The organism is Erwinia sp. 9145, from assembly GCF_000745075.1.
In the GTDB taxonomy this organism is placed as follows: domain Bacteria; phylum Pseudomonadota; class Gammaproteobacteria; order Enterobacterales; family Enterobacteriaceae; genus Erwinia; species Erwinia oleae.
In genome coordinates this window covers 3,090,869-3,117,186 of record NZ_JQNE01000001.1, presented here as the reverse complement: position 1 = coordinate 3,117,186, position 26,318 = coordinate 3,090,869, and the positions used below count along the sequence as shown (strand labels likewise).

The following is a 26,318-nucleotide window of genomic DNA, read 5'->3' as shown; positions in this document are numbered from 1 at the left end:
AATGTAATTGAGGGAAGAGCATCTAGCTTTTCAGCAGGAATGATGTGTCCTAAGATTGATGAAATTTTTAACTCGAGCAAACGTTATGGCAAAAAAACTAGAGCAATGGAAAAATACACTTGCCGTTGAGAAAATTGTAGAGGGCATGAATGCTGCATCATCTAACGCACGAAGGCTTCTGAACGATGCCTCTGCTTTGTTTGATTTAGAACGCTATCCCTCTGCTACCTCTCTAGCAATCTTGGCTATAGAAGAAGCAGGAAAGGTGTCAATACTTCGAGAGATGTCGCTGTTGAACGATGGCAAAGATATCAAACAGATTTGGCACAAGTATCGCTCACATACTGAAAAAAATATGATGTGGGTGTTTCTTGATGCAATTAAAAAAAGGCGCTAGGAATCTCAACGATTTTGCGCCAATTTTTAGCGATGAATCAGAACATCCCTTTGTATTGGATCAATTAAAGCAATTATCATTTTATACGGATTGTCTTGGTAAGGCACATTGGTCGATACCAGACAATGTAATCGATAGAGATACAGCTATAAGCATCATAGAAGCCGCTAAACCTTTAGTGTCGTCAAAATTACACACAGTCGAGGAGGTTGAACTCTGGGTGAAGTACTTGGGACCTGTGTGGAAAACTGATGATGCTCTTAAGCGTGAGGCATTAAAAAGTTACTTCGATGCCATGTCCGCAAAAGGACTACTTTCAAATAAAACTGCCTTCTCAGCATTCTTGAGCATCTGAATCAATATTTCTTTAGGGATATTACTGTTGGCGCTGCGAGAGACCAGAGATGGTTGATCTGCTCCCCGTTGATCAACACGCCGCAATATTAGTAACGTGACTGTTTGGCTACGAGATCAACTGCGAACTTCCGCTCCTCGCTCATAGCGGACCTTGCGCCCGATTTGGGCTGATCTGCGAAATCTGCTGATATTCCATATTCAGATGTTCAGATTCCTGCCACAGATGCCATTGTAAGAAACAATATCGTCAGCTCACACAGACATGGTGACTACTGAGTTTTCCCTGATCATATCGTTGAATCATCAGCATTGGTGCTTCCCGCGCAGGTGGAGCATACGTTGAGCCGAAACATAAAGGATTGGCATGACAGACTGGACCACAGATATTTGCCGGAATACTGGCAAAAGTGCCAGCTACAGGGCGGTGAACGTGTCCTGAAGAAACAGCGAGTATCCTGTGCGGGGAGCTTCGTATAAGTTCTTCAAGCTCATCAAGCCCTTTACACATCGTTTCATCCAGCGTGGGTATGCCGGAAAGGAAAACGTGATGATGAAGGAAAAGTAGCATCGGGGTATTTCCACCCTCGCTCAGTTGCTTTCTCAGCCCCTTCAGACGACCTGATACGGAACCATAGCTCTCTTCGCTGACAGTTGAATCAAGGCCTGTCAGGCGAATATCGCCGGCGTCATAACTGAAGTGCAGATACATGCCCGGTGAATCACATGCCCAGGGGGCTTTATCCCACGTCTGTCGCATCAGGCTGTGATTGTCTGAATTGCCAGGCAACAGCAGGGAGGTAGAGATCTGTTCTTTAAGCCGGGCAGCTATCTCCACGTATCCCTCTGACCAGCACCCGTCCGTCAGGTCACCGGTCAGAATCAGCCTTGAATGTTTTTCCCGACAGAAGTACGCCATAGCACCAGTGAACCAGCTTTCGCATTACTGCCCCGAAAGCGACCATTGTAGGTTTGCCTCTCAGCAAGAGCACTTCGTAAAAATGCGCATCCGTAAAAACCGTCACGCCTGTTCGCCTTATTCATACGGAGTCGAGCTCCCGGTAACCGTTCGATGTACTGTGCTGGCGTGAAAGGGGAAGCGGAGGGCCATAAGCTGCAAAGTAAGGTTAATTGTTAACTTACCTTCAGGGAGGGGCCCGGCTCACTCTGCTTCATGTGGTGGTAGCTAATCACCACATGATATTAGATATAAGGGAGGGATTTATTTGGCGATAAATTCGCCCGGCAGCAGCCGCTCGCCGCAGTGAACGCAGCGATATTCACTCTCGCCGCGCAGCACGCGATTATGACGGCGAACGGTCAGCTGATGCTGCTGGCAGCCACAGCGGTAGGGATAAGCGCGGCTGCGAACGGAGTCGACGCCAAACTGATGGGTTCTGCGCGCGGGCACGCCCAGCACCGTCTCCATCATCCATTTCCACTCTTTGCCGTGCGGCGCCACCCGGCCAAAATGTTTCCATACCAGAAGATGAGCAAGCTCGTGCGGCACGACGTTTTCAATAAAGGCCTGCTGATTTTCCATCAGTAAAACGGGATTGAGGCGGATCTCCCAGTTTTGCAGCCATGCCGTGCCCGCAGCGGTGCCGCGCTGCTGATAAACCAGCTTCGGTTCGGGATAGTGGCGGTCAAGGTGCTGGTTAGCCTGTTGAAGCTTCTCACGCAGCGTACGCATTACCGCCTGTTGCAGAGAAATGGGGAGTCTGAGGGATTTCATAGCGATGAGAATACGACGGAGAAGGGCGGATGGCAATGGAACCGGCCGGGTTGCCCCGGCCGGAGGTGAATCAGTCTTGCTGACCGATATCACGCAGCTTTTTGCCGCTTAACAGATTACGTTCAATGTGCTCCAGAGAAACGTTTTTGGTTTCCGGGATCAACACGATAGTCAGAATGATAAACAGCACGTTCAGGCCGGCATAAACCCAGAAGGTATTCGCATTACCCAGTGAGTTCAGCATGGTCAGGAAGGTGGCACCGACGATCATGTTCGCAATCCAGTTGGTGGCGGTAGAGACGGTGACACCGAAATCACGGCCTTTCAGCGGCTGGATTTCTGAACACAGTACCCAAATCAGCGGGCCGGCACTCATAGCGAAACCAATGATAAACATCAGCAGCATGGCGATAGCAAAGTACTGCGCGCCAGGCGAATGAATGCCCATGTGCAGCATGGTGCCGAGAACGCCCATACCCGCCGCCATCACCAGGAAGCCCAGCTTTAACGTTGGCTTACGGCCCCAGCGATCCACCAGACCAATAGCGATAAAGGTCGCCAGCACGTTGACCAGGCCGACAATTACCGTGCCCCACATCTGCTCGGTCGTATTGGTGAAGCCGGCGATTTCGAAAATCTTAGGCGCGTAATACATGATGACGTTCATACCGGTGAACTGCTGCATCACCTGAAGCAGCACGCCCAGGTAAACCGCGCGACGGAAGTTGGCGTTGTCTTTAAACAGGCTCCAGCCGGACTGCTTCACCTTCAGGCTTTCACGGATCTCATCCAGCTCGCGTTTGGCCTGCTCGCTGGTATCACGCAGGCGATCCAGCACCCGCTGCGCGTCGCGGAAGTTGCCCTTGGCCGCCAGCCAGCGCGGGCTGTTTGGCAGGAAGAACACACCTACCAGCAGCAGCGCCGCAGGAAGCGTGATAACGCCCAGCATCCAGCGCCAGTTGCCGGTAAAGCTGAACGCAGTATCGGAAAGATATGCGCCAAGAATACCGATGGTGATCATCAACTGGTACAGCGAAATCATGCTGCCGCGTATTTTTTCCGGCGCGATTTCAGAAAGATAAAGCGGCGCCGTGTAAGACGCCACGCCGACGGCGAGGCCTAACAGCACGCGCGCAACGATCAGCATTTCCGGATTTGGCGCCATTGCCGACCACAGCGAACCGATGACGAAAAGGATCGCGCCAATCATCAGGCTCTTTTTACGGCCAAGGTGTGAGGACATCCAGCCGCTGCCGATTGCGCCAACGGCCGCGCCGAACATCATCGACGAGACGATCCACTCCTGCTGATGTGGAGTAACGTTAAAATCTTTCGCGATAAAAGGTAATGCACCAGCGATAACGCCGATATCAAGGCCAAACAGCAGGCCAGCAAGTGCTGCAAGAAAACAGACGAAATAGGTCATAGCCTTATTCGATGTTCTGTTCTTCTTTTTATTGTCAGGCATAAAGCCTCCATGTGAGTGATGCCGCATATTGTTGTTATAGATGTTAGAAAAGCTTTACGCGCAAGACTGTGCCACAGATCACATTGGTGTAATCGGTTACACGCCGGAAATGTCTTAAAGTATGTCCATTCATGCGCGCTTACGCTTTATAACCAGTAAGTCATAGCCGTAAATATTTTGATTCATTTCCCTGTCAAAGCTCAATCAGACAGCGCTGAAAACAGCGCATTACTGCGTGATTTTTCAGAAAGGCAAGTTGGTAACTGCCTGTGAAAGAAGCGGTTTATGATTGTAACCGTTAACAATAACTGCTGATTGAGCCTGAAGAGTGTAGACAGCGGCGGATAAAGCGCCAGACGAGCGCAATAAAAAAGGCGCCCGAAGGCGCCCTTAACTACCATGTTCCGCAAAAATTACAAACCGGCAGCATCACGAAGCTGTGCGGCTTTGTCGGTTTTTTCCCATGGGAAATGTTCGCGGCCAAAGTGGCCATAGGCCGCCGTTTCACGGTAGATCGGATGCAGCAGATCCAGCATCTGAATCAGACCGTATGGGCGCAGGTCGAAAAACTCGCGCACCAGCAGCGTTAACTGCTCGGTTGGGATCTTCTCGGTGCCGAACGTTTCCACCATGATGGACGTCGGTTCTGCCACACCAATAGCGTAAGAAACCTGAATCTCACAGCGGTCAGCCAGGCCAGCGGCCACGATATTTTTGGCCACGTAGCGCGCGGCGTATGCAGCCGAGCGGTCAACCTTGGACGGATCCTTACCAGAGAACGCGCCGCCGCCGTGACGAGCCATACCGCCGTAGGTATCGACGATAATTTTACGACCGGTCAGGCCGCAGTCGCCCATCGGGCCGCCAATCACAAAGCGACCGGTTGGGTTGATGTGGTATTTGGTGGAGGCGTTGATCCATTCGCCCGGCAGCACTGGTTTAATGATCTCTTCCATCACCGCTTCCTGAAGATCTTTCTGCGAAATCTCTTCAGAGTGCTGAGTGGAAAGCACCACGGCATCAATCCCAACGATTTTACCGGCATCGTACTGGAAGGTGATCTGGCTTTTCGCATCCGGGCGCAGCCACGGCAGTGAACCATTTTTACGCACTTCAGACTGACGGTGCACCAGACGATGCGCGTAAGTCACCGGCGCAGGCATTAGCACATCGGTTTCGTTAGTGGCATAACCAAACATCAGACCCTGGTCGCCCGCGCCTTGTTCCAGCGGATCGGCACGGTCAACGCCCTGGTTGATGTCCGGCGACTGCTTGCCGATAGCGCTCAGTACGGCGCAGGAGTTGGCGTCAAAGCCCATATCGGAATGGACATAGCCAATGTCGCGAATGGTCTGACGGGTAATCTCTTCAATATCGACCCAGGCAGACGTGGTGATTTCGCCACCAACCAGCACCATGCCGGTTTTCACATAGGTTTCACAAGCCACGCGCGCCTTTGGATCCTGCTCAAGGATGGCATCAAGCACGGCATCAGAGATCTGATCGGCGATTTTATCGGGATGTCCTTCTGAGACGGACTCGGACGTAAAAAGGTGTTTAGCCATTTTATTCTTTACCTTAAAAATACGGGTTGAAATCGACTGCATAGCGCTAAAGACTGAGGCCAGTCAGTATTGAAGCGGCCTTTTCTCAGCGCCCCCTCAGGCAAAGCCATGAGCAGTTCTTAAGCTTTGAGACGCTTGGAAGTTAACCGATATAGATGGATTAACATCTGGACGGCTATTTTAGGTTACTCATTTATCGGATTGCCAGCCTTTTTTCTTGAGAGAAATATTTGCCTGTACACGGAAGTGGAATAAATTCCTGACAGGCATCGAATTCCGCACATTTAAATTTTGCATTTAAACGCCTGCGGCTGTATAAAACGCCGCTGCTTTTAACCTTGCATTGACAGGGCAGAGCGAGCGCGTCAGCCGAAGCGGTTACACGCAGGCTTATAATATTCAGGTGCATCCGCACATGGGGAGGTGATAACCGTAATGCTGACTGCCATTTTCCTGCGTCATTCTGACGCGAGGCATTTCTCTCCCTGTTCTCACTCTGTCCGCGCGCGCCACGGCTGTTGTTACCGCGCCGGTCATCATTCCGACACGACGACAGATTAACTTTCTGCAAGCGCTCTCGCTGGTGTGCTTGAACCGGCTGGCCCGTTACGGAGTCCGCAGCATGATTAATGTTATACTTCAGTTACTGAGTAGCGTGAAATCTCAGCGTTTTGTGCTGGATTCCGCGCTGTTTGATGGGTTGTTGTTGCGGGTTATCCCTGCGATAGTAGGCGACTGTTCCGTATTGTTAAAATTTGAGGCTCGCAATGTCTGACGACATCAAAACAATCAAAGGTTCGTCAGCAGGCGAACAGGGTGTACTCCGCTCAATGCAGGAGGTGGCCATGAGCGATCAAGATGCCAGCAAAATGCTGCGCACCTATAATATTGCCTGGTGGGGTAATAACTATTACGACGTGAATGAACTCGGGCATATCAGCGTGTGTCCCGATCCTGACGTGCCCGAAGCGCGCGTTGACCTGGCGAAGCTGGTAAAAGAGCGAGAGGCTGACGGTCAGCGCCTGCCCGCACTGTTTTGCTTCCCTCAAATTCTGCAACATCGCCTGCGTTCGATAAATGCCGCTTTCCGTCGCGCGCGTGAATCCTACGGCTATCGCGGCGACTACTTCCTGGTCTATCCGATCAAAGTCAACCAGCACAAACGCGTGATTGAATCCCTGATCAACTCTGGCGAACCGCTGGGGCTGGAGGCGGGTTCAAAAGCCGAATTGATGGCGGTGCTGGCGCATGCGGGCATGACACGTTCGGTCATTGTCTGTAACGGCTATAAAGATCGCGAGTACATTCGCCTGGCGCTGACCGGGGAAAAGATGGGCCACAAAGTCTATCTGGTGCTGGAAAAAATGACCGAGGTGAAGCTGGCGCTGGAAGAGGCCGAGCGGCTGAACGTGGTGCCTCGTTTGGGTATCCGCGCACGTCTCGCGTCACAGGGCTCCGGCAAATGGCAGTCGAGCGGCGGCGAGAAATCGAAGTTCGGCCTGTCTGCCACGCAGGTACTCAAACTGGTTGAGATCATGCGTGAAGCCGGTCGTCTCGACAGCCTGCAACTGCTGCATTTCCACCTTGGCTCGCAGATGTCTAACATTCGTGATATCGCTACCGGCGTGCGTGAATCGGCGCGCTTTTACGTTGAACTGGCCAGGCTGGGCGTGAATATTCAGTGTTTCGACGTCGGCGGCGGTCTGGGCGTGGACTATGAAGGTACCCGCTCGCAGTCCGACTGCTCGGTAAACTATGGCCTGAATGAGTATGCCAATAACGTGATTTGGGCTATTGGTGACGCCTGTGATGAGCACAATCTGCCGCATCCAACGGTGATCACCGAATCCGGCCGCGCGGTAACGGCGCACCATACCGTGCTGGTTTCCAATATCATCGGCGTTGAGCGTAATGAGTTCAGTGAGCCGCAGGCGCCGTTGGATGATTCACCGCGCCCGATTGTCAGCATGTGGGATACCTGGCAGGAGATGCATCAGCCTGATACCCGCCGCTCGCTGCGCGAATGGCTGCATGACAGCCAGATGGATCTGTTCGACATCCATACGGGTTACTCGCAGGGCACGTACGATCTTACCCAGCGCGCATGGGCGGAACAGCTCTATCTGAGCATTTGTCACTACATTCAACAGCATCTTGATCCGAGCAACCGCGCGCACCGTCCAATTATTGACGAATTGCAGGAGCGGATGGCGGACAAAATTTACGTTAACTTCTCGCTGTTCCAGTCAATGCCGGACGCGTGGGGGATCGATCAGCTGTTCCCGGTGCTGCCGCTGGAAGGGCTGGACAAGCCGCCTGAGCGCCGCGCGGTGCTGCTGGATATCACCTGTGACTCGGATGGCACCATCGATCACTATGTTGACGGCGACGGTATCGCCACCACCATGCCGATGCCGCAGTACGATATTGATAATCCGCCGATGCTGGGCTTCTTCATGGTGGGCGCGTATCAGGAGATCCTCGGCAACATGCATAACCTGTTCGGTGACACTGAAGCCGTGGACGTCTTTGCGTTTCCTGACGGCAGCGTGGAAGTGCAGCTTTCCGATGAAGGCGATACCGTGGCGGACATGCTGGAGTACGTGCAGCTCGATCCGCAGGAGCTGCTGACGCATTTCCGCAATCAGATCAAAGAGACCGATCTTGACGAAGACCTTCGCGCGCAGTTCCTGCAAGAGTTTGAGGCGGGCCTTTACGGTTATACCTATTTGGAAGACGAGTAGTCGTCAGCGACTTGCTTAATAGTATAAGAGGATGTGGCATGTATAACACCCTGGATAACCAGTACGATAACTCTCTGGTTTCTAACGCATTTGGTTTTATGCGTTTTCCGGTTAATTTTAAACCGTACGACAGCGACGCGGAGTGGGTGATCACCGGCGTACCTTTTGATGCCGCAACGTCCGGCCGTCCGGGAAGCCGTTTGGGGCCGGGCGCGATCCGTCAAATCTCAACCAACCTCGCCTGGGAAGGCTGCCGCTGGCCGTGGAACTTCGATCTGCGTCAGCGCCTCAAGGTGATTGACTGCGGCGATCTGGTTTACGCTTTCGGTGATTCGCAGGATCTGACTGATAAGCTACAGGCGCATGCAGAGAAACTGCTGGCAAACGGTAAGCGCATGCTCACCTTCGGCGGCGATCACTATGTGACGCTGCCGCTGCTGCGCGCCCATGCGAAATATTTTGGCAAAATGGCGCTGGTGCATTTCGATGCGCACACCGACACCTACTCTAACGGCCCAACGTTCGACCACGGCACCATGTTCCATCATGCGCCGAAGGAAGGACTTATTGACCCGACACGCTCGGTACAGATTGGTATTCGTACCGAGTTTGACGCGTCGTTAGGCTTTAACGTGCTGGATGCAGCGCAGATCAACGATCGCAGCGTGGATGACATTCTCAGCCAGGTGAAGCAGATCGTGGGCGATATGCCGGTGTATCTGACCTTTGACATCGACTGCCTCGATCCTGCACATGCGCCGGGCACCGGCACGCCGGTGATTGGCGGCCTGACCACGGACAAAGCCACCAAACTGGTGCGCGGCCTGCAAGGGCTGAATATCGTGGGGATGGATCTGGTGGAAGTGGCGCCGGGTTACGATCAGTCCGATCTGACGTCGCTGGCGGCGGCCACGCTGGCGCTGGATATGCTGCACGTTCAGGCCGTTAACAAAGGCGAATAGCTTACCGCAATGAATAAGCCGGGCCATCGCGCCCGGCTTTTTTATGGCTTATTTCCCGGCAGCGATGCGCGCTTTAATGTGTGCGGCGCGCGATTCGGAAGAGGGATGCGAGTCGAACATGCTGCTCTGATGGCTGCCTTCCAGCTTCGCCAGTTTTTCAAAACTGGTGACCAGCCCCTGCGGATTAACGCCGCGTTTTTTCAGCAGATCGAACGAGTAGTCATCCGCCTGCGACTCCTGCGTTTGTGAGAACTGGGCATTAACCAGTTTCTCGCCAAGATCGCCCAACTGAGACTGCGACAGCGATGCGGCAACGCCGCCAACGGACGCAACGGCAGTACGCGCAGCGGTGGTGCTGTAAGCAAGCTGCATCGCTTTGCGCGTGTGTCCCAGCGCAACGTGCCCCATTTCGTGGCCCAGCACGCCCTCTACTTCGTTATCGGTCATCATATCCATCAGGCCGCTGTACACGCGGATGCAGCCGTTTGCCATTGCCCAGGCATTTACGTCTTTAGTCAGGTAGACCTTATAATTCGCTGGCGTGCCGTTGATGTTGTCGCCCAGAGCGGCGGCGATTTTGTTAAGCCGCTGCGTGTATTCGCTGTCCGCTGGCGCAATCTTCGCCTCGCTGTCCATCTGTTCGCAGGACTTCACGCTAAGTTCTTTCACCTGCGCATCGCTCAGCGTCGCAGCCTGCCAGGCCTGAGCGCCAGACTGCATCAGCGTGTTGCTGTCGAGATTCGCGCAGCCAGAAAGCGCGCTGGCTAATGCCACCGCCAGCAGTGAGATACGTATCTTCATGTCATTCATCCATTAAGTAACAAGGGGAAATTCGCTGATAAAGCATCAGAGAAAAGTGGTTCAGGCAAAATCTTTATAGCCGCCTTCAGCGCCAATGCATAGCGCAACGCTCTTAAAGCGCAAGTTTTTTCCCTCACTTTTCCATGCTATGTCATGTACAGCCGCCACGCATTTCATGTACATTGAGTGCCGACTTTTTCAACTTTGCCTGATAACTCATTGATTAAAAGAGGTTAAGGACGGCGAAGCGTTTAATCCTACCGGAGTAGAACATGTCTTCTCGTAAAGTGCTTGCCAATGCTGTTCGCGCGTTAAGTATGGATGCGGTTCAAAAGGCCAATTCCGGCCATCCTGGCGCCCCAATGGGCATGGCGGATATCGCTGAAGTTCTCTGGCGCGACTATCTCAGCCATAACCCGACCAACCCAAACTGGGCCAACCGCGATCGTTTCACCCTCTCGAACGGCCACGGCTCGATGCTGATTTACAGCCTGCTGCATCTCACGGGTTACGATCTGCCCATCGACGAACTGAAAAATTTCCGTCAGCTTCACTCTAAAACGCCGGGTCACCCTGAGTACGGCTATACCGCTGGCGTGGAAACCACCACCGGGCCGCTGGGCCAGGGTATCGCCAATGCGGTGGGCATGGCGATTGCAGAGCGCACCCTGGCGGCGCAGTTTAACCGTCCGGGCCATGAAATCGTCGATCACTACTCATGGGTGTTTCTTGGCGATGGCTGCATGATGGAGGGCATTTCGCATGAAGTGTGCTCGCTGGCGGGAACGCTGAAGCTGGGCAAGCTGATCGCATTTTACGATGACAACGGTATCTCCATTGACGGTCACATAGAAGGCTGGTTCACCGACGATACCGCAAAACGCTTTGAATCCTATGGCTGGCACGTGGTGCGCGGCGTTGACGGCCACGACGCCGCCGCCATTAAAAAAGCGATTGAAGAGGCGAAAGCGGTCAGTGACAAGCCGTCGCTGCTGATGTGCAAAACCGTTATCGGTTTCGGTTCGCCAAACAAAGCGGGCACGCATGATTCGCACGGCGCGCCGCTGGGCAATGATGAAATCGCACTGACGCGCAAACAGCTCGGCTGGCAACACGCCCCGTTCGACATCCCCTCTGAAATCTATGCCGAATGGGATGCGAAAGAGGTCGGACAGGCGAAAGAGGCGGCCTGGAACGCGAAATTTAACGCGTTCGCCCAGGCGCACCCTGAGCTGGCTGCTGAGTTCCAGCGTCGCATGCGCGGCGAACTGCCGGAAAACTGGCACAGTGAATCACAGAAATTTATCGACCACCTTCAGGCCACTCCGGCAAACATCGCCAGCCGTAAAGCGTCTCAAAACGCGCTGGACGCTTTCGGTAAACTGCTGCCGGAATACCTGGGCGGTTCTGCCGACCTCGCCCCCAGCAACCTTACCATGTGGTCAGGCTCTCAGCCGATCAATGAAAACGCTGCGGGCAACTATATCCATTACGGCGTGCGTGAATTTGGCATGACGGCTATCGCTAACGGCATCGCGCTGCACGGCGGTTTCCTGCCTTACACCGCCACCTTCCTGATGTTTGTCGAGTACGCGCGCAACGCTGCCCGTATGGCGGCGCTGATGAAAATTCGCCAGGTGATGGTTTACACCCACGATTCCATCGGACTTGGCGAAGATGGTCCAACCCACCAGCCGGTTGAACAGATAGCCAGCCTGCGCCTGACGCCAAATATGAGCCTGTGGCGTCCGTGCGATCAGGTTGAGTCAGCAGTGGCGTGGAAACACGCTATTGAGCGCCAGGACGGGCCGACCGCACTGATTTTCTCCCGTCAGAACCTGGCGCAGCAGACGCGTGATGCCGCGCAACTGGCTGACATCGCGCGGGGCGGCTACGTGCTGAAAGCGTGTGCAGGGCAGCCTGAGCTGATCCTTATTGCCACCGGTTCGGAAGTTGAACTGGCCGTCAGCGCTTATGACAGGCTGACGGCAGAAGGTCGCCGGGTGCGCGTGGTATCCATGCCTTCGACAGACGTGTTTGACAGGCAGGATGCGGCCTATCGTGAAGCGGTCTTGCCGAAAGCCGTGGCGGCGCGCGTGGCGATTGAAGCAGGCATTGCGGATTACTGGCTGAAATATACTGGCCTGCACGGCGCGGTAGTGGGCATGACCACCTTTGGCGAATCTGCGCCTGCGGACAAGCTGTTTGAGCTGTTTGGCTTCACCGTGGACAACGTGGTGGCAACGGCAAAATCGGTGATGTAACCGCTAAGGGTTCGCCTGCCGCAGGCGAACCCTTTTCTTGCCACATCCTTCGCTAAAAATTCAGCAGATTTTCAGAAAGAGAGATATCGGTCGTCGCGCGTAACGGCTCAACGCGCTTTTTCAGCGCGTGCTCCGCCGCGGGGCGTTCCTCTTCCTTCCAGGGTTTTGACGTGCCATAGAAACGTCCGCTCTGGTTCACCGACAGCGATTCACATTCGATAATGCCCTCCATAAATCCTTCGGCGTTAATGGCCATTTCACGGCTGCGGCAGGTGCCTTTCAGCGTGCCGCTGATCTCAACGCGGTGCGCGTAAATTTCGCCCTCAACCCGGCCGTTTTTCATCACGAAGACCGTTTTATCGGAGAAGATTTTGCCTTCGATGGTGCCGTTAACTTTAATATCGCCCGCGGCGCTGATATCGCCGGCGATCAGGCAGGTATCGGGGATAGTGGTCGTATCCATCGCAGGGGCGATGCTGCTGGAAACCGTGACGCTGCCCACGCCTTCGTCAACGGGCTCGCTCTCCTGAATGGCGGTGGAAGGAAGCGGCTCGCCGCCCGATGTGAGTATCGTTTCTTTACGTTTGAACATAATCATTCCCTTGTTAAGTGCTGTTTTACCGACCAGCAGGGACGTCGCTATCGCCAGGAAAGTTACCGTTGTCAGCGTGCGATGTCGCCACACCGATAGCAGGTTTTCCCAGCCGATGGCATAAACAATCAGAGCAAAAGCCCAGATCGCCCAGACGTACCACAGCAGATTGAAGTTCATATTTCCGTTTCTGTTCATTACCAGAGAGGAAAGGGAGGGGCTGAAGAAGCGCGATTCCCGATGCGCCAGAACGGCATGCGATGACAGTGCCGTTTGATGCTCCTTCCCTGGAACACTAACTTAAAATTACCTTTCATTTATTTTCCCGAATAATTCATCAGGAAAATTAACGCTGTAGTTACCATACTACGATGTCCGTGGCATCTGGAATGTTTTCAGCGCGCCTTCTTCTGAATGTGATCTCTGTCGAAAAAACACAACGGCGATTGATCTGTCTCATTCCTATTATTCCATGCTTCTATTATTCTGGCTGAACCGTTTCAGTAGGTGTCGGCAACCTTAATGCATACCATGCTGCTGACCAGGCTTGCCGCCGCGAACGCGTCAAAATACGCATTTCGTGGTATAGTTGATCGCATGGAATTATCATCAGTCTTCAGTAAATTCAGCCACGATCCCCAGGCATGCGGGTCAGTAGTCGGCAGCGGTTGAGAAGCTGGCGTGGCGCGATAACCCATGGGGCTTTGCTGGTCTGGCCCCGGGCGATTTCAGTCAGGGCGCGGTTTGCGCCTGTCAACACTATGAGAATCAACGAGAGGATTCACCATGTCTGTAATTAAAATGACCGATCTGGATCTTGCTGGGAAGCGCGTATTAATTCGCTCCGATCTGAACGTTCCGGTTAAAGAAGGCAAAGTCACTTCCGATGCCCGTATCCGCGCCTCATTGCCGACCATTGAAGCGGCCCTGAAGCAGGGTGCGAAGGTAATGGTGACGTCTCACCTTGGTCGTCCGACCGAAGGTGAATATAACGAAGAATTCTCGCTGCTGCCGGTTGTTAACTACCTGAAAGATAAAATTTCTTCTCCTGTTCGTCTGGCTAAAGACTACCTTGACGGCGTTGACGTTGCCGCAGGCGAGCTGGTGGTACTGGAAAACGTTCGCTTTAACAAAGGCGAGAAGAAAGATGATGAAGCACTGTCGAAAAAATACGCCGCCCTGTGCGATGTTTTCGTCATGGATGCTTTCGGTACCGCGCACCGCGCGCAGGCTTCCACGCACGGCGTTGGTAAATTCGCCCCCGTTGCCTGTGCAGGCCCGCTGCTGGCTGATGAACTTGAAGCCCTCGGTAAAGCGCTGAAAAGCCCGGCGCGTCCTATGGTTGCCGTGGTGGGCGGTTCTAAAGTTTCCACCAAATTCGACGTGCTGAGCTCGCTGGTAAAAATCGCCGATACCGTGATTGTCGGCGGCGGCATTGCCAACACCTTCGTGGCAATCGATAACAACGTCGGCAAATCCCTGTATGAGCCTGATTTTGTCGATGCAGCGAAAAAACTGCGCGACGAGTTCAAAATTCCTGTCCCAACTGACTCCCGCGTAGGCACGGAATTCTCTGAAACTGCACCCGCCACGGTGAAGAAAGTCTCTGACGTAAACGATGATGAAGAGATCATGGATTTCGGCGACGAAACCGCGCAGGCTATGGCTAAGTTGTTGAAAGAAGCCAAAACTATTCTGTGGAACGGCCCGGTAGGCGTGTTCGAATTCCCTAACTTCCGCAAAGGCACTGAAATTGTTGCAAAAGCCATTGCAGAGAGCGATGCGTTTTCTATCGCGGGCGGCGGTGATACGCTGGCTGCCATCGATCTGTTCGGTATTGAAGATAAAATTTCCTACATCTCTACCGGCGGCGGCGCTTTCCTTGAGTTTGTGGAAGGCAAAAAACTGCCAGCCGTTGCTATGCTCGAAGAGCGTGCAAAACAGTAAGCTTTCGGCGGGAGCCGCGCTCCCGCAAGGTAATTTGCCTGCATGACAGGCGCTAAATCTCTTAATATGACCGACGAAACAGGACAACAAACATGTCTAAAATTTTTGATTTCGTAAAACCAGGCGTTGTCACCGGTGACGACGTACAGAAAATTTTCCAGGTAGCGAAAGAGAACAAATTTGCTCTGCCCGCCGTAAACTGCGTGGGCACCGACTCTATCAATGCCGCACTGGAAACCGCTGCAAAAGTTAAAGCGCCGATCATCGTTCAGTTCTCTAACGGCGGCGCAGCGTTCATCGCCGGTAAAGGCATTAAATCAGATAAGCCACAGGCGGCGGCAATCCTGGGCGCCATCTCTGGCGCGCATCACGTTCACCAGATGGCAGAACATTACGGCGTGCCGGTTATTCTGCACACTGACCACTGCGCGAAAAAACTGCTGCCGTGGATCGACGGTCTGCTGGACGCGGGCGAAGAACATTTCAAGAAAACCGGCAAGCCGCTTTTCTCTTCACACATGATCGACCTGTCTGAAGAGTCGCTGGAAGAGAATATCGAAATCAGCAGCAAATATCTGGCGCGCATGGCGAAAATCGACATGACGCTGGAAATTGAACTGGGCTGCACCGGCGGCGAAGAAGATGGCGTGGATAACAGCCATATGGATGCGTCTGCCCTTTACACTCAGCCAGAAGACGTTGATTACGCATACGAAAAACTGAACGCGATCAGCCCTCGTTTCACTATCGCGGCGTCATTCGGTAACGTGCACGGCGTTTACAAACCCGGTAACGTCAAACTGACGCCAACCATTCTGCGCGATTCTCAGGAATACGTGACGAAGAAACACAATCTGCCGCACAACGCGCTGAACTTTGTGTTCCACGGCGGTTCTGGCTCTTCTGCCGCCGAGATCGAAGAGTCAATCAGCTATGGCGTAATCAAAATGAATATCGACACCGATACCCAGTGGGCTACATGGGACGGTATTCTTCAGTATTACAAAAAGAATGAAGGCTATCTTCAGGCGCAGCTGGGTAACCCGGAAGGCGCTGATAAGCCAAACAAAAAATATTACGATCCGCGCGTATGGCTGCGTTCCGCTCAGTCTTCAATGATTGTGCGCCTGGAACAGGCGTTCAAAGAACTGAACGCGGTAGACGTGCTGTAAGCAACACGCCATACCTAAAAAAGCCCGCCGCGTGCGGGCTTTTCTTTTTAACCTTCGTTTTTCACGAACTTTTCCCCGCCTGCCGCCACTCACTTTCATCTCTCTTTACTGTCGCTCCGGTCATGAGGTGAACATGCCCCCAACTATTCCTCCTGCGCTCTCTCCCTCTGCGCGCGCCCTGCAACACGCAGCGGTCGAACAGAGCCATACCAACGCTACGGAGAGCGCGGCAAGGCCGCATGGTTACAGCAGCGACAACGAAGTGGCGATCCATAATCAACTCAATACGTTCTATGAAAAGCATACCAGCGGCGGCAATCGTGAAGAGATGACGGCGATGATTGAGAGCCGGACGAAACGGCTGCATGAAATGGGGGAAACGCCGTCGAGTATCGAAGCGGCGCTGTCGCAGGCGAGCCGAAGCGACAAAAAAACAGAAGGTGCCGAGAGCGCCAGAAAAGCGCTGCCGCATGCCGTTGATCTCTTGTTTAAAAAACCGTCTGCCGCAACAGCACTGATGAAAGGCGAAGGAAAAACCGCCGGACTTCTGCATCAGGGTGCGGGCGAGGCGCTGAAGAACCGCTTTTACCTTCAGGCGCGGCCCGAAGATCTGGAGCCGGTAATGGCCGAGGCGACGCAAAAAGGTCGTGATAATGCCGATGCGGCGAAAAATATTGCACATACGGCATTTGACGTGGCAAGCAGCAATCCAAAAATTCAGAGCGCGGTGGCAAACGGCGCGAAACGTCTTGGTCAAACGGCGATGATGAGCAAAACGCCGCAGGGCGTGTTGGCTGGCGTGGCGATCATGGGCGGCATCGGGCTGGCAACCGGCGCCAGTCATCTGATGAAGAAGCGTACCAGCCAGAGCGGCCCGGCGTTTCTGTTCGCAAAAAAGGACTGGGAAACGCAGTTTGTAAAGCTGAAAGGAAAGGCGGAAGCGCGGCCGACCCCAGCCAGCCAGAAGACGACACCGCATGTGCTCCCGCAAACGCCATCCGCGCCCAATACCTCTCTACAGGGGATAATCCGCGAAGCCATGCAAAGCATGGTCTTTTCCTACGTTAACAACATTTCCGGCAATGTTTCTCTCGCTATCAGTACGTTAAATCGGGGGCTCGACAGCCTGCATAAAGCAACCAGACCAACGAGCGACAACGCGTTTGCGTCGGGTGTGAAAGAGACCTCGCAGCGGGTGACAGCCAGGAGTGATGCGCCTCTCAGTAAAGCAGCGCATATGGCGCAACAGTTACAGCAGCGGCTGGCGTAAAACTGACCCGACGGCCTGCGCTTTTTTTGTCCCGTTCCGTAACAAATTATTAATTTATAGGCTTATTTGGCAGATTCCCGTATTCCTGGTTACCCTTTTAACAGGGTGTGTCAGTTCATTCTGGCCGGTTTTTACAACGATAACGGGATAATTTAATGGAAGATCTTCATGTGGTAGATGGCATCAATAACGCGGGCGGTTGGCTGGTGCGCAACCAGGCGCTGCTACTGAGCTATGCCGTGAATATCGTTGCGGCGATCGCCATCATTATCATCGGTATGCTGATTGCGCGCGTCATATCATCGACGCTGAATAAGGTTTTACTGTCGCGTCATATTGATGCCACGGTTGCAGACTTTCTCTCTGCGCTGGTGCGCTATGGCATCATTGCCTTCACGCTGATCGCCGCGCTGGGCCGCGTCGGCGTACAGACCGCATCGGTGATTGCCGTCTTGGGTGCAGCAGGACTGGCCGTCGGTCTGGCGCTTCAGGGATCATTATCTAACCTGGCGGCGGGCGTGCTGTTGGTGACCTTCCGGCCGTTCCGCACCGGCGAATTTATTGATATCGGCGTGATGGGAACCGTTCAGCACGTACAGATATTCTCGACCACGTTGAAAACGGCCGACGGTAAAATTGTGGTGGTGCCAAACGGGAAAATCATTGCGGGCAATATCGTTAACTTCTCGCGTGAGCCGGTGCGTCGTAACGAATTCATTGTTGGCGTGGCGTACGATGCCGATGTGGATGAGGTCATTAAGCTGCTTCGCGCCGAAGTGGATGCGGATCCACGCGTGCTGAAAGATATGGGCATACAAATCGGCCTGAACGAACTGGCCGCGTCATCGCTTAATTTTGTGGTGCGGTGCTGGAGCAAGGCGGGCGATCTTCAGGACGTTTACTGGGATTTGCTGAAAAACTTCAAGCGCACGCTCGACGCCAACGGCATTGGCATTCCTTACCCGCAGATGGATGTGCATCTTCATCAGACGGAAGTGCCGGAAGAGAAGGCCACTGATCCCCAGGCGGCGGCGCCTGTTACCCAGCCAAAATCTGAATAATATTTTTCAGGGCGGACTCCGGTCCGCTTTTTTTTATCCTTTATCATCAGTTTTACTGATAAAGGATTAATATTTTGAATTTCAGCTAATAATTCTTTCCCGCTACACTCGCCCCACTATGCAAGGGGTGAGGACTTATTTTGATTTCCATATTTTTTCAGGGCATGGCGCTGGGTGCCGCGCTCATTCTCCCGCTGGGGCCGCAAAATGCGTTCGTGATGAATCAGGGCATTCGTCGCCACTACCACCTGATGACCGCCGGACTGTGCACGCTGAGCGATATTGTGCTGATCGGCGCGGGCGTTTTTGGCGGCAGCGCGCTGCTGAGCCAGTCACCGCTGCTGCTGACTGTAGTGACCTGGGGCGGGGTGGCTTTTCTGCTGTGGTACGGCTGGGGGGCTATCCGTACGGCATTCAGTGGCACTGTCGCGCTGGAAAACGCCGGGGCGATGGGCCAGAGCCGCTGGCGCATTTTCGCCACCATGATGGCCGTTACCTGGCTGAACCCGCACGTTTATATCGATACCTTTATGGTGCTGGGCAGCCTTGGCGGGCAGCTTCCCGCAGAGGCGCGCATCTGGTTTGCCGTGGGCGCCGCCGCCGCTTCTCTGCTGTGGTTTTTCGGGCTGGCTTTGCTGGCTTCCTGGCTCTCGCCGCGTCTGCAAACCGTCAGCGCGCAACGCATCATTAACCTGCTGGTGGGGCTGGTCATGTGGGCCATTGCCATGAAGCTGGCGGCCCAGGGGCTGGCTTTTGTTAACTGAGGTTAAGCGCATAAAACGCGGGCAGGCCGCCCGCGCTTTTCACCAGTTCCAGCCGAAGTTCAGTGAACGCCAGATCGGACGGCACGGCGTGGCTGCACAGCGAATGACGATTGTTCTTCACCTCTGCCAGCAAAGCATCATCGGCCCACAGCCGATAATGCGTGGTGCAGTGCGGCGTCACGGCAAGCGCATGACCCATCTGTACGCTCTCCATCGCATTATCAAAATCGTTATCAAACATCAGCGTCAGCCTGCGCGGCGACTGCGGTTTCTCCCAGCGCCAGCGGAGCTGCGGATGCGCATCGGCGGCGGCGGGCAGCCAGCCGTTGGTATGCTGTTCCGGGCGCGCGCAGCCGTTCAGCGTGTAGTTGACGTGCCACAGCGCCAGTGGCTTCGCAAATCGCAGCGCGGGCAAAATCTGGTGCGGCTGCCTGCGCGGCAGCCAGAAATCAAACTCGTCAACGCCGTAGTCGCCATCGGCTGTCTGACGGGTGCGCTTTGCCACGCGGTGATTGACGCTGTTAAAAACGGTCATCACGCCCGGCAGCCGCTGGCGGGTGAGCGCCATTTCCACCTGCGGATTGTCCTCAAAGGCGATGAAGAGATAGCGATCGCACTCTGCGCGGTAGTGAATATTTACCGCGTATTCCCCCGCCTGATGCACCGTAATTTCACTCTCTTCCAGCAGCAGATCCGCCGTGGTATTGGCGCTTTTCTCGCTGGTCATTAGCCGGATGCCGATACGCTGGGGCGAGGCGGCACGCAGCGTAAACCACAGCATGGGCAGCGTTTCGCCCGCTTTCAGCGGCAGCAGCAGCGCACAGCGCGCCTCCAGCGCATGCCAGCCTGCGTCCGCCGGCAGCTGAGTGAGCTCAAAAGTGCTGCTGGCAGTCACGCTCGCGCCGCGGGTTGGATCGTCAAGCCGCTGGCGGGGAATATGAAAGCCGCTGGCGAGCAGATGTTGTTGAAGCCGGGTGATATTTTCCGGCGACGCCAGCCGTTGCGGCGTCCACCGCTGCTGATGACAGATCGCGGCGGCGCGGCCTGCGACTTCGCCCAGCAGGCCGCAGGTACACATTACGCGGGCGCTGCCGAAGGCCACGTGTGAGGCGGAGATCAGTCTGCCGGTCAGCAGCAGATTATCCAGCGAGCGGCTGTAGAGCGAACGGAAGGGGATGGTGTAAGTGCCTTTGCTGTGAAACTGGCGGCAGCCGTCATGGGTGCTGTAAACGCCATCGGCCGGATGCAAATCGATTGACCAGCCGCCATAAGCAACCGCGTCGTAGTGGTCACGCTGCTCAATGATGTCCTGCTGGCGCAGAATGTAATCGCCAATAAAGCGACGGCTTTCCCGCTTGCCGGGGATCAGGCCGACCCACTCAATGGTAAGGTTCGCGGCGTCAGGAAAGGCACCGGAGTTCTTAATATAGTCCCACACGCCCCAGACAATTTTCCACAACTCCCACTTGATCTCCTCGCTCTCATGAACCGTATCCAGCCGGCCGCCCCATTCGAGCCACCACAGGTCACAGCCGTTCAGCGTCGAGGTGAGCCGCCTGTAGCGCGGAATAGCGGTAATGTCTTTCAGGGCGAAAGAGGGCGGAACAAAATCAATCGGGCTGTCGCCTTTTTTAGTGTAGAAGTAAATGGAGTGGCCGAGTTTGTGGCCGAAGCTGTCGCCCGGCGCCATTTTTTCCCCCAGTTCGTCGGCCTCTTCCGCGCCCACGCGGTGCTCGGCTCCGGCCAGGAAGCCCAGCACGCCGTCGCCGGTCGCGTCGCAAAAGTAGTCGGCGTCAACGGTATAGAGAGTCTGGTTGATGGCGTTGAACGCGGTCACCGATTCAATGCGCCGCGCCTGATGTTCAAGCGAGCAAACCGCCGTATTCAGCAACAGTGTTAATCCGCTTTGCGCCTGCGCCATATCCAGCAGCAGCATGTCAAACAGCACCGGGTTGCCCTCTTTGTTGCGAAAGAGATTCTCCTCCATGATTTCGCCCATAATGCCGCCTTCCCGCGCCCAGCGGTTATTATTGCCCATATGCGAGGTGGCGCCGTTGGCCCAAAGACGCACCTCGCTGGAGGCGTTGCCGCCCAGCACCGGGCGATCCTGAATCAGTACCACCGCCAGACCATCGCGGGCGGCTGCCAGCGCAGCGCACAATCCGGCAAGCCCGCCGCCCGCCACCACCAGTTGGGCGCGAAGGTGCTGATGCGGAAAAGATCGGGAAGATTCGGCGGTAAATGTCTGCATAATTTTCTTTCCTGAGTAACTCACGATAAAGTTGACGTTTTCACCACAGGACGCGCTATGTCATCTCAACCCAATCAAAGCTTGATCGACGGTATCCGCTGTCTGCAATATCTGGTGTCCAGCAATAAGGCGATTGGCTGTCGCGAACTCGCGCGCAAAATGGGCATGAACAGCACTAAGGTGAATCGTCTGTTGATGACCATGATGTCGGTAGGATTGACCATGCAGGATAAACGGCGGCGCTATCTGCCGGGGCCGGGCATCCATGCCCTTGCGGCGCAGGCGATCCGCGGCTCCTCGCTCTTTTCGCAGGCGCTGCCGCTGCTTGAAAGCCATGCGCCAAAGGACATTGTGGTGGCGATGGGCGTGCTCTGGGAAGATCAGGTGATCTACCTTTATCACTCCAAACCCGGTGGACAGGTCAGCCAGGCGCTGGCGGGGTTTCATATGCTGCCGGCCTGGGAATCGGTTATCGGCATGTCGCTGCTGGCGGCAGAGAGCGATGAGGATCTCAGGCTGCGCTTCACCGGGGAGCAGTGGCAGCATATGGCGCCGCTGCTGGCGCGGCAAAGGGCGGAGGGGCAGCTGGTATGGCTGCACGACGATGGTGAGATATCCATTGCCGAGCCGCTGCGCCACAGCCATGCCGCGCTGGCTTTCGCTCGCATTTATGACGCTGACGACGCAGAAATTGCGCGCCGTCGTCAGCAACTGGCTTCGCTGGCGGAGCGGCTGATCAGCGTGCAGCTGTGACATTATCAATGCGTCCGACGATGAAGAGATAGCTGCAAATGCCCACGACGGCGAGGAAGGCGATAAAGGTCAGCGCTGGCGCGAAGTTTTGCCCGTCGATCAGCGCGCCAATGGCAATCGGCACCACGATGGACGACAGCGCGCCGGTAAAGTTGAACACGCCGCCCGCCAGGCCAATCAGATGGCGGGGAGCCAGCGTGGTGACAAAGACCCAGGTGATGGTGGCCAGCCCGTTGCCAAAGAACGCCAGCGACATAAAAACGATAATCCACGCAGGGTTATCGGTGTAGTTGGCGCCAAGAATGAACAGGGTCATAAACATGCCGAGGATCACCGGCGTTTTGCGGGCGATGCTGGCGGATACGCCGCGTCGTATCATGCGGTCAGAAACAAAGCCAGCGAGCAGGACGCCGCAAAACGCCGCCAGATAAGGCACCGAGGCGACGTAGCCGCTTTTTATGAAGCTCATATGCCGGTACTCCACCAGATAGGTGGGGAACCACGTCAGGAAAAACCAGAAGGTGGCGGAAATGGTGAACTGTCCCAGATAGATGCCGATAAGCTTACGGTTGCTGAACATCAGCGCCAGATCCTGCCAGCGGAAATGGCGCGCGGCGCTCTCCTGACGGCTTTCCAGTAGCGCGCCGCCATCGCGAATATAGTTCAGCTCGCCGGTGGAGACGCCTTTATGATCCAGCGGCTCACGATACAGCCAGTACCACACTGCCGCCCAGATCATGCCCGCCACGCCGGTGATCAAAAAGAGCCCGCGCCAGCCCCAGGCTTCCTGTACGTGAAAAAGCAGCGGCGTCATGCAGGCCAGTCCGACAAACTGCGCGGAAGAGTAGATGCCGATGGCGGTGGCGCGCTCCTGAACCGGAAACCAGCTGGAAATAACGCGATTATTGGAGGGCATCACCGGTGCTTCAAACGCGCCAACGCCCAGCCGTAACCCCACCAGCGAGGCAAAGCCGCTGGCTAACGCGTGCAGCGCGGTAATCAGCGACCAGATGAACAGCCCCACGCCATAGACTAACCGCGCGCCCAGCTTATCAATCAAAAATCCGCCCGGAATTTGCAGCGCCGCATAAACCCAGCCAAAGGCGGAAAAAATAAGCCCCATTTGTATCGGTGTGAAACGCAGCTCGCCAGCCATTTCCGTCGCGGCCACCGAAAGATTAGTCCGATCCATATAGTTAATAATGATGTTGATAAACACCAGGCTGAGGATCACAAAGCGGGTGCGTCCGGTGCGGGGTGCAGCGGCAGTCAGCGGTTGTTCAGTCATAGTAACCATCTCTGTTTCAGAAAAGGATAATGCGACGTTTGTTTCTTTAATAGAAATATATGCCGTTTTTTTGTACCATTTTCATCGCTAAAAAATGTGATCGCTGTGGCGATAAAAATGGATGCAAGACGAACTTTTAACGGAATAAAAACTCATATCATCAGCGATGCTGTGGGATAATCTGTCGTGTAATCCCCGTTTGCTCCCGCAGACGTTAATGATCATTTTTCCTTCGAGGAGGACAGTCGTGAAAGTAAAAGTGCTGGCTTTAGCCGCTATGATTGGCGCCGCCGTGCTGCCATTTTCAACGCTCGCGGACGAGCTACCCAATGGCCCACACGTGGTCACCTCCGGCCAGTCAAGCGTTGAGGCGACGCCAGATATCGCCACCCTCGCTATTGAAGTCAGCGTATCATCAAAAGATGCCTCGGAAGCCAAAAAACAGGCAGACGATCGCGTTGCGCAATATTTTGATTTTTTGCAAAAAAATGGTATCGAGAAGAAAGATATTAACGCGGCAAATCTGCGGACGCAGCCGGAATATGACTATTTGAAGGACGGTAAATCGGTGCTGAAGGGCTATCGCGCCGTGCGCCAGGTGCAGGTGACGCTGCGTCAACTGGATAAACTCAATGAGCTGCTGGACGGCGCGCTGAAGTCGGGCCTGAATGAGATCCGCTCTGTCGAACTGGGCGTGGCTAACCCCGACCAGTATCGTGATAAGGCGCGTCAGGCGGCAATTGAGAACGCCACGCACCAGGCGGGCGAGCTGGCTAAGGGCTTCAACGCCAAGCTGGGCGCGGTTTACAGCGTGCGTTATCACGTTGCAAACTATCAGCCAATGCCAATGGCGCGGATGTTTAAAGCGGCAGATGCAGTTTCCGCAACCTCCGCCTCACAAACCTATGAGCAGCAGAGCATTCACTTCGACGATCAGGTTGATGTGGTATTCGAGCTTCAGCGTAATCAGTAACTGATTCGCCTCAGGCCGCCTGCGCGGCGGCCTTTTTCCCGCTATCCATCCTGCCGCAAAACGCGATGACCGTGCGCAATCAGCGCATCAGTCACTTTACGCATCAGACGACTCTCCGGCGCAAAGCGGTGCCAGTACAGCATCCGACGCTGAAACAGCCCCGGCGTCAGGTCGATCAGTTCACCTTCCGCCAGTTCGCGCTCAATCTGCAAATGCGGGATCATGCAGCAGGTGGTGCCCTGCCGAGCAAGCTGAACAAAGGCTTCCGACGAATTAACGATATGGCAGGGAACGCTGCCCGGCGACAGATCGAAGTTCTGCTGTAAAAACGCCTGGTGCATGTCATCCAGGTGGTCGAAGGCGACGGCAGGCGCTTTCAGCAGGGCAGAACGGGTTACGCCGTTGGGAAAATAGCGTTCGGCAAAGGGTTTAGAACCGACAAAGAGATAGTCCAGCGCGCCCAGCCGATCCACCAGGCAGCTCGGCAGCGGCTGAGGTTGAATACTGACCGCGCCGACCACTTCGCCCCGACGCAGCCGCTCCTGAGTGCGACTCTCATCTTCTACCTGAAGGTTGAGGCGCACCGGCGAGTCCGTCAGGACGTTTTTCAGGGCGGGCAGCAGCCAGGTGGCCAGACTGTCGGCGTTTACCGCCAGCGACAGCAGCAGCGGCGTGGTGCCGCTTATTTCATCGCCCAGCCACTCCTCTTCAAGCAGTTCAACCTGATGCAGCAACGCCAGCAGTTTTTGCCCCTGTTCCGTCGGTCTCGGCGGCACGGTGCGTACCAGCAACGGCTGACCAAACATATTTTCCAACTGCTTAATGCGCTGTGAAACGGCGGATTGGGTGATACACAGCTTCTGCGCGGCGCGTTCAAAGCCTCTCTCGCGGATCACGGCGTCCAGCGCCTGAAGCGTTCGATAATCCGGGCGTTTCATGGTCAGTTCAACTCTCTGTCTGGTGGTGAATTCGCACTATGCCATATTTTTGTCACTTTGCCCTGTGTAACAACGACTTTATGCGACAGTCGCTTTGTGGGCTGGCTTCCAGAGTATTAATAAAGGGCGGAGTAAAGCAGCGTTTTCGTTTGGGTTTGTTTTATACTAGCGCGCATCAAAGGACAGCACGGATTTTGAACATATTATGACGCAGGATGAACTGAAAAAGGCGGTTGGCTGGGCCGCGCTTAAATACGTACAGCCAGGCACCATCGTTGGTGTAGGCACGGGTTCGACCGCTGCGCACTTTATCGACGCGCTTGGCTCGATCAGGCATCAGATCAACGGCGCCGTTTCCAGCTCTGAGGCCTCCACGCAAAAGCTGAAATCACTGGGCATACCGGTTTTAGACTTAAACGAGGTGGATTCGCTGGCGATCTACGTTGACGGCGCCGACGAGATCAACGGCGCCATGCAGATGATAAAAGGCGGCGGCGCGGCGCTGACGCGGGAAAAAATCATTGCCGCCGTCGCCGACAGGTTCATCTGCATTGCCGATGCGTCTAAACAGGTGGACGTTCTGGGCAAATTTCCGCTGCCGGTTGAGGTGATCCCTATGGCACGCAGTTTCGTCGCGCGTGAGCTGGTAAAGCTGGGCGGCCTGCCGGAGTACCGGCAACAGGTGGTGACCGATAACGGCAACATCATTCTGGATGTGCACAATCTCTCGATCCTGGACGCCGTCGCGCTGGAGAAAGCCATTAACGCGCTGCCAGGCGTCGTGACCGTCGGGCTTTTCGCCACGCGCGGCGCAGACATTGCGCTGATCGGCAGCCCGGATGGCGTAAAAACGATAGAACGATAGAAAAACGATCTTACAAGGCGGCGCGGCGGCGCCGCTTTATCTGAAAATATGACATTTATTTTTCAGGCCATATTTAGTGACTTATGTCACATAAACCTGCGCTGAACGTCGATCCCGCTGATGACCGCTGCTGCATCATGATTATCTGTTGAAT

General features: G+C 54.9%; 22 protein-coding genes and 1 pseudogene. 13 read left to right on the top strand and 10 right to left on the bottom strand.

Annotated elements, in window-relative coordinates; translation table 11 throughout:
- Positions 1 to 85 precede the first annotated feature (85 nt).
- Positions 86 to 397, top strand: a complete 312-nt coding sequence (locus FA91_RS20800; RefSeq protein WP_197060499.1) for an AbiV family abortive infection protein — start codon at positions 86 to 88, stop codon at positions 395 to 397.
- The gene (locus FA91_RS20795; protein ID WP_051937205.1) at positions 375 to 752 is read left to right on the top strand and encodes an AbiV family abortive infection protein; all 378 of its coding nucleotides are present in this window, start codon (positions 375 to 377) and stop codon (positions 750 to 752) included. Before FA91_RS20800 ends, FA91_RS20795 begins: the two co-directional genes overlap by 23 nt.
- A gap of 249 nt (positions 753 to 1,001) precedes the next feature.
- Here FA91_RS20795 and FA91_RS21070 read toward each other — a convergent pair whose 3' ends face one another.
- The 5 genes and pseudogenes from FA91_RS21070 to metK form a co-directional block, all read right to left on the bottom strand.
- Complete coding sequence (locus FA91_RS21070) at positions 1,002 to 1,589, bottom strand: metallophosphoesterase (RefSeq protein ID WP_156103090.1); 588 nt, start codon at positions 1,587 to 1,589, stop codon at positions 1,002 to 1,004.
- Between the two features lie 31 nt (positions 1,590 to 1,620).
- Positions 1,621 to 1,755, bottom strand: a pseudogene (locus FA91_RS21495) (IS110 family transposase); the annotation flags it as partial.
- Between the two features lie 218 nt (positions 1,756 to 1,973).
- Complete coding sequence (locus FA91_RS14740) at positions 1,974 to 2,486, bottom strand: SprT family zinc-dependent metalloprotease (protein ID WP_051937203.1); 513 nt, start codon at positions 2,484 to 2,486, stop codon at positions 1,974 to 1,976.
- A 70-nt stretch (positions 2,487 to 2,556) separates the two neighbouring features.
- The gene (locus tag FA91_RS14735) at positions 2,557 to 3,954 is read right to left on the bottom strand and encodes a sugar porter family MFS transporter (RefSeq protein WP_034916827.1); all 1,398 of its coding nucleotides are present in this window, start codon (positions 3,952 to 3,954) and stop codon (positions 2,557 to 2,559) included.
- Positions 3,955 to 4,367: 413 nt separating this feature from the next.
- A complete protein-coding gene (gene metK / locus FA91_RS14730; protein WP_034919378.1) occupies positions 4,368 to 5,519 on the bottom strand; it encodes a methionine adenosyltransferase in 1,152 nt (383 codons plus the stop codon).
- 767 nt (positions 5,520 to 6,286) lie between these two features.
- Between metK and speA the strand changes: the two genes are divergently transcribed.
- Together speA and speB are read left to right on the top strand one after the other, a co-directional pair.
- Positions 6,287 to 8,263 (top strand): biosynthetic arginine decarboxylase, encoded by a 1,977-nt coding sequence (gene speA / locus FA91_RS14725; RefSeq protein WP_034916825.1) that lies wholly within the window; start codon positions 6,287 to 6,289, stop codon positions 8,261 to 8,263.
- A 38-nt stretch (positions 8,264 to 8,301) separates the two neighbouring features.
- Entirely contained in the window at positions 8,302 to 9,225 is a 924-nt protein-coding gene (gene speB / locus FA91_RS14720) for an agmatinase (protein WP_034916823.1), read from the top strand.
- A 48-nt stretch (positions 9,226 to 9,273) separates the two neighbouring features.
- Here speB and FA91_RS14715 read toward each other — a convergent pair whose 3' ends face one another.
- On the bottom strand, positions 9,274 to 10,026 hold the full coding sequence (locus tag FA91_RS14715; protein WP_034916821.1) for a M48 family metallopeptidase: 753 nt from the start codon (positions 10,024 to 10,026) through the stop codon (positions 9,274 to 9,276).
- Positions 10,027 to 10,298: 272 nt separating this feature from the next.
- Here FA91_RS14715 and tkt point away from each other — a divergent pair, with 272 nt between their 5' ends.
- Positions 10,299 to 12,290 carry a transketolase gene (gene tkt, locus FA91_RS14710; protein WP_034916819.1) on the top strand — a complete coding sequence of 664 codons (1,992 nt, stop codon included), beginning with the start codon at positions 10,299 to 10,301 and terminating at the stop codon, positions 12,288 to 12,290.
- Positions 12,291 to 12,342: 52 nt separating this feature from the next.
- On the opposite strand, the gene FA91_RS14705 is transcribed toward tkt, so the two are convergent.
- Positions 12,343 to 13,062 carry a polymer-forming cytoskeletal protein gene (locus FA91_RS14705; RefSeq protein ID WP_034916818.1) on the bottom strand — a complete coding sequence of 240 codons (720 nt, stop codon included), beginning with the start codon at positions 13,060 to 13,062 and terminating at the stop codon, positions 12,343 to 12,345.
- Positions 13,063 to 13,668: 606 nt separating this feature from the next.
- Here FA91_RS14705 and pgk point away from each other — a divergent pair.
- From pgk to argO, 5 genes are all read left to right on the top strand, one after another.
- The gene (gene pgk / locus FA91_RS14695; protein WP_034916814.1) at positions 13,669 to 14,829 is read left to right on the top strand and encodes a phosphoglycerate kinase; all 1,161 of its coding nucleotides are present in this window, start codon (positions 13,669 to 13,671) and stop codon (positions 14,827 to 14,829) included.
- A 92-nt stretch (positions 14,830 to 14,921) separates the two neighbouring features.
- Positions 14,922 to 16,001, top strand: coding sequence for a class II fructose-bisphosphate aldolase (fbaA, locus tag FA91_RS14690; RefSeq protein WP_034916812.1), 1,080 nt, complete (start codon positions 14,922 to 14,924; stop codon positions 15,999 to 16,001).
- A gap of 133 nt (positions 16,002 to 16,134) precedes the next feature.
- Positions 16,135 to 17,271: a hypothetical protein gene (locus FA91_RS14685; protein ID WP_034916811.1), complete on the top strand. Its 1,137-nt coding sequence runs from the start codon at positions 16,135 to 16,137 to the stop codon at positions 17,269 to 17,271.
- A 155-nt stretch (positions 17,272 to 17,426) separates the two neighbouring features.
- Positions 17,427 to 18,332: a small-conductance mechanosensitive channel MscS gene (gene mscS / locus FA91_RS14680; protein ID WP_034916810.1), complete on the top strand. Its 906-nt coding sequence runs from the start codon at positions 17,427 to 17,429 to the stop codon at positions 18,330 to 18,332.
- A 140-nt stretch (positions 18,333 to 18,472) separates the two neighbouring features.
- The gene (gene argO, locus FA91_RS14675) at positions 18,473 to 19,096 is read left to right on the top strand and encodes an arginine exporter ArgO (protein ID WP_034916809.1); all 624 of its coding nucleotides are present in this window, start codon (positions 18,473 to 18,475) and stop codon (positions 19,094 to 19,096) included.
- Here argO and FA91_RS14670 read toward each other — a convergent pair.
- On the bottom strand, positions 19,089 to 21,347 hold the full coding sequence (locus tag FA91_RS14670; protein ID WP_034916806.1) for an FAD-dependent oxidoreductase: 2,259 nt from the start codon (positions 21,345 to 21,347) through the stop codon (positions 19,089 to 19,091). The genes argO and FA91_RS14670 overlap by 8 nt on opposite strands.
- Positions 21,348 to 21,404: 57 nt before the next feature.
- Here FA91_RS14670 and FA91_RS14665 point away from each other — a divergent pair, with 57 nt between their 5' ends.
- The gene (locus tag FA91_RS14665) at positions 21,405 to 22,100 is read left to right on the top strand and encodes a hypothetical protein (RefSeq protein WP_034916804.1); all 696 of its coding nucleotides are present in this window, start codon (positions 21,405 to 21,407) and stop codon (positions 22,098 to 22,100) included.
- On the opposite strand, the gene FA91_RS14660 is transcribed toward FA91_RS14665, so the two are convergent.
- Entirely contained in the window at positions 22,084 to 23,388 is a 1,305-nt protein-coding gene (locus FA91_RS14660) for an MFS transporter (protein ID WP_051937200.1), read from the bottom strand. The two genes, FA91_RS14665 and FA91_RS14660, sit on opposite strands and share 17 nt — an antisense overlap.
- 247 nt (positions 23,389 to 23,635) lie before the next feature.
- Between FA91_RS14660 and FA91_RS14655 the strand changes: the two genes are divergently transcribed.
- Positions 23,636 to 24,361 (top strand): oxidative stress defense protein, encoded by a 726-nt coding sequence (locus FA91_RS14655; RefSeq protein ID WP_034916803.1) that lies wholly within the window; start codon positions 23,636 to 23,638, stop codon positions 24,359 to 24,361.
- A gap of 41 nt (positions 24,362 to 24,402) precedes the next feature.
- Here FA91_RS14655 and FA91_RS14650 read toward each other — a convergent pair whose 3' ends face one another.
- Positions 24,403 to 25,299, bottom strand: coding sequence for a LysR family transcriptional regulator ArgP (locus FA91_RS14650; protein WP_034916802.1), 897 nt, complete (start codon positions 25,297 to 25,299; stop codon positions 24,403 to 24,405).
- Positions 25,300 to 25,504: 205 nt separating this feature from the next.
- Here FA91_RS14650 and rpiA point away from each other — a divergent pair, with 205 nt between their 5' ends.
- A complete protein-coding gene (gene rpiA, locus FA91_RS14645; protein ID WP_034916800.1) occupies positions 25,505 to 26,164 on the top strand; it encodes a ribose-5-phosphate isomerase RpiA in 660 nt (219 codons plus the stop codon).
- The last annotated feature ends 154 nt before the right edge of the window (positions 26,165 to 26,318 follow it).

Bases quoted from the DNA above. Each gene is read 5' to 3' on its own strand.
- FA91_RS20800 (WP_197060499.1), top strand. From the start codon at position 86: ATGGCAAAAAAACTAGAGCAATGGAAAAATACACTTGCCGTTGAGAAA.
- FA91_RS20795 (WP_051937205.1), top strand. From the start codon at position 375: ATGCAATTAAAAAAAGGCGCTAGGAATCTCAACGATTTTGCGCCAATT.
- FA91_RS14740 (WP_051937203.1), bottom strand. From the start codon at position 2,486: ATGAAATCCCTCAGACTCCCCATTTCTCTGCAACAGGCGGTAATGCGT.
- FA91_RS14735 (WP_034916827.1), bottom strand. From the start codon at position 3,954: ATGCCTGACAATAAAAAGAAGAACAGAACATCGAATAAGGCTATGACC.
- metK (WP_034919378.1), bottom strand. From the start codon at position 5,519: ATGGCTAAACACCTTTTTACGTCCGAGTCCGTCTCAGAAGGACATCCC.
- speA (WP_034916825.1), top strand. From the start codon at position 6,287: ATGTCTGACGACATCAAAACAATCAAAGGTTCGTCAGCAGGCGAACAG.
- speB (WP_034916823.1), top strand. From the start codon at position 8,302: ATGTATAACACCCTGGATAACCAGTACGATAACTCTCTGGTTTCTAAC.
- FA91_RS14715 (WP_034916821.1), bottom strand. From the start codon at position 10,026: ATGAAGATACGTATCTCACTGCTGGCGGTGGCATTAGCCAGCGCGCTT.
- tkt (WP_034916819.1), top strand. From the start codon at position 10,299: ATGTCTTCTCGTAAAGTGCTTGCCAATGCTGTTCGCGCGTTAAGTATG.
- FA91_RS14705 (WP_034916818.1), bottom strand. From the start codon at position 13,062: ATGAACTTCAATCTGCTGTGGTACGTCTGGGCGATCTGGGCTTTTGCT.
- pgk (WP_034916814.1), top strand. From the start codon at position 13,669: ATGTCTGTAATTAAAATGACCGATCTGGATCTTGCTGGGAAGCGCGTA.
- fbaA (WP_034916812.1), top strand. From the start codon at position 14,922: ATGTCTAAAATTTTTGATTTCGTAAAACCAGGCGTTGTCACCGGTGAC.
- FA91_RS14685 (WP_034916811.1), top strand. From the start codon at position 16,135: ATGCCCCCAACTATTCCTCCTGCGCTCTCTCCCTCTGCGCGCGCCCTG.
- mscS (WP_034916810.1), top strand. From the start codon at position 17,427: ATGGAAGATCTTCATGTGGTAGATGGCATCAATAACGCGGGCGGTTGG.
- FA91_RS14670 (WP_034916806.1), bottom strand. From the start codon at position 21,347: ATGCAGACATTTACCGCCGAATCTTCCCGATCTTTTCCGCATCAGCAC.
- FA91_RS14665 (WP_034916804.1), top strand. From the start codon at position 21,405: ATGTCATCTCAACCCAATCAAAGCTTGATCGACGGTATCCGCTGTCTG.
- FA91_RS14660 (WP_051937200.1), bottom strand. From the start codon at position 23,388: ATGACTGAACAACCGCTGACTGCCGCTGCACCCCGCACCGGACGCACC.
- FA91_RS14650 (WP_034916802.1), bottom strand. From the start codon at position 25,299: ATGAAACGCCCGGATTATCGAACGCTTCAGGCGCTGGACGCCGTGATC.
- rpiA (WP_034916800.1), top strand. From the start codon at position 25,505: ATGACGCAGGATGAACTGAAAAAGGCGGTTGGCTGGGCCGCGCTTAAA.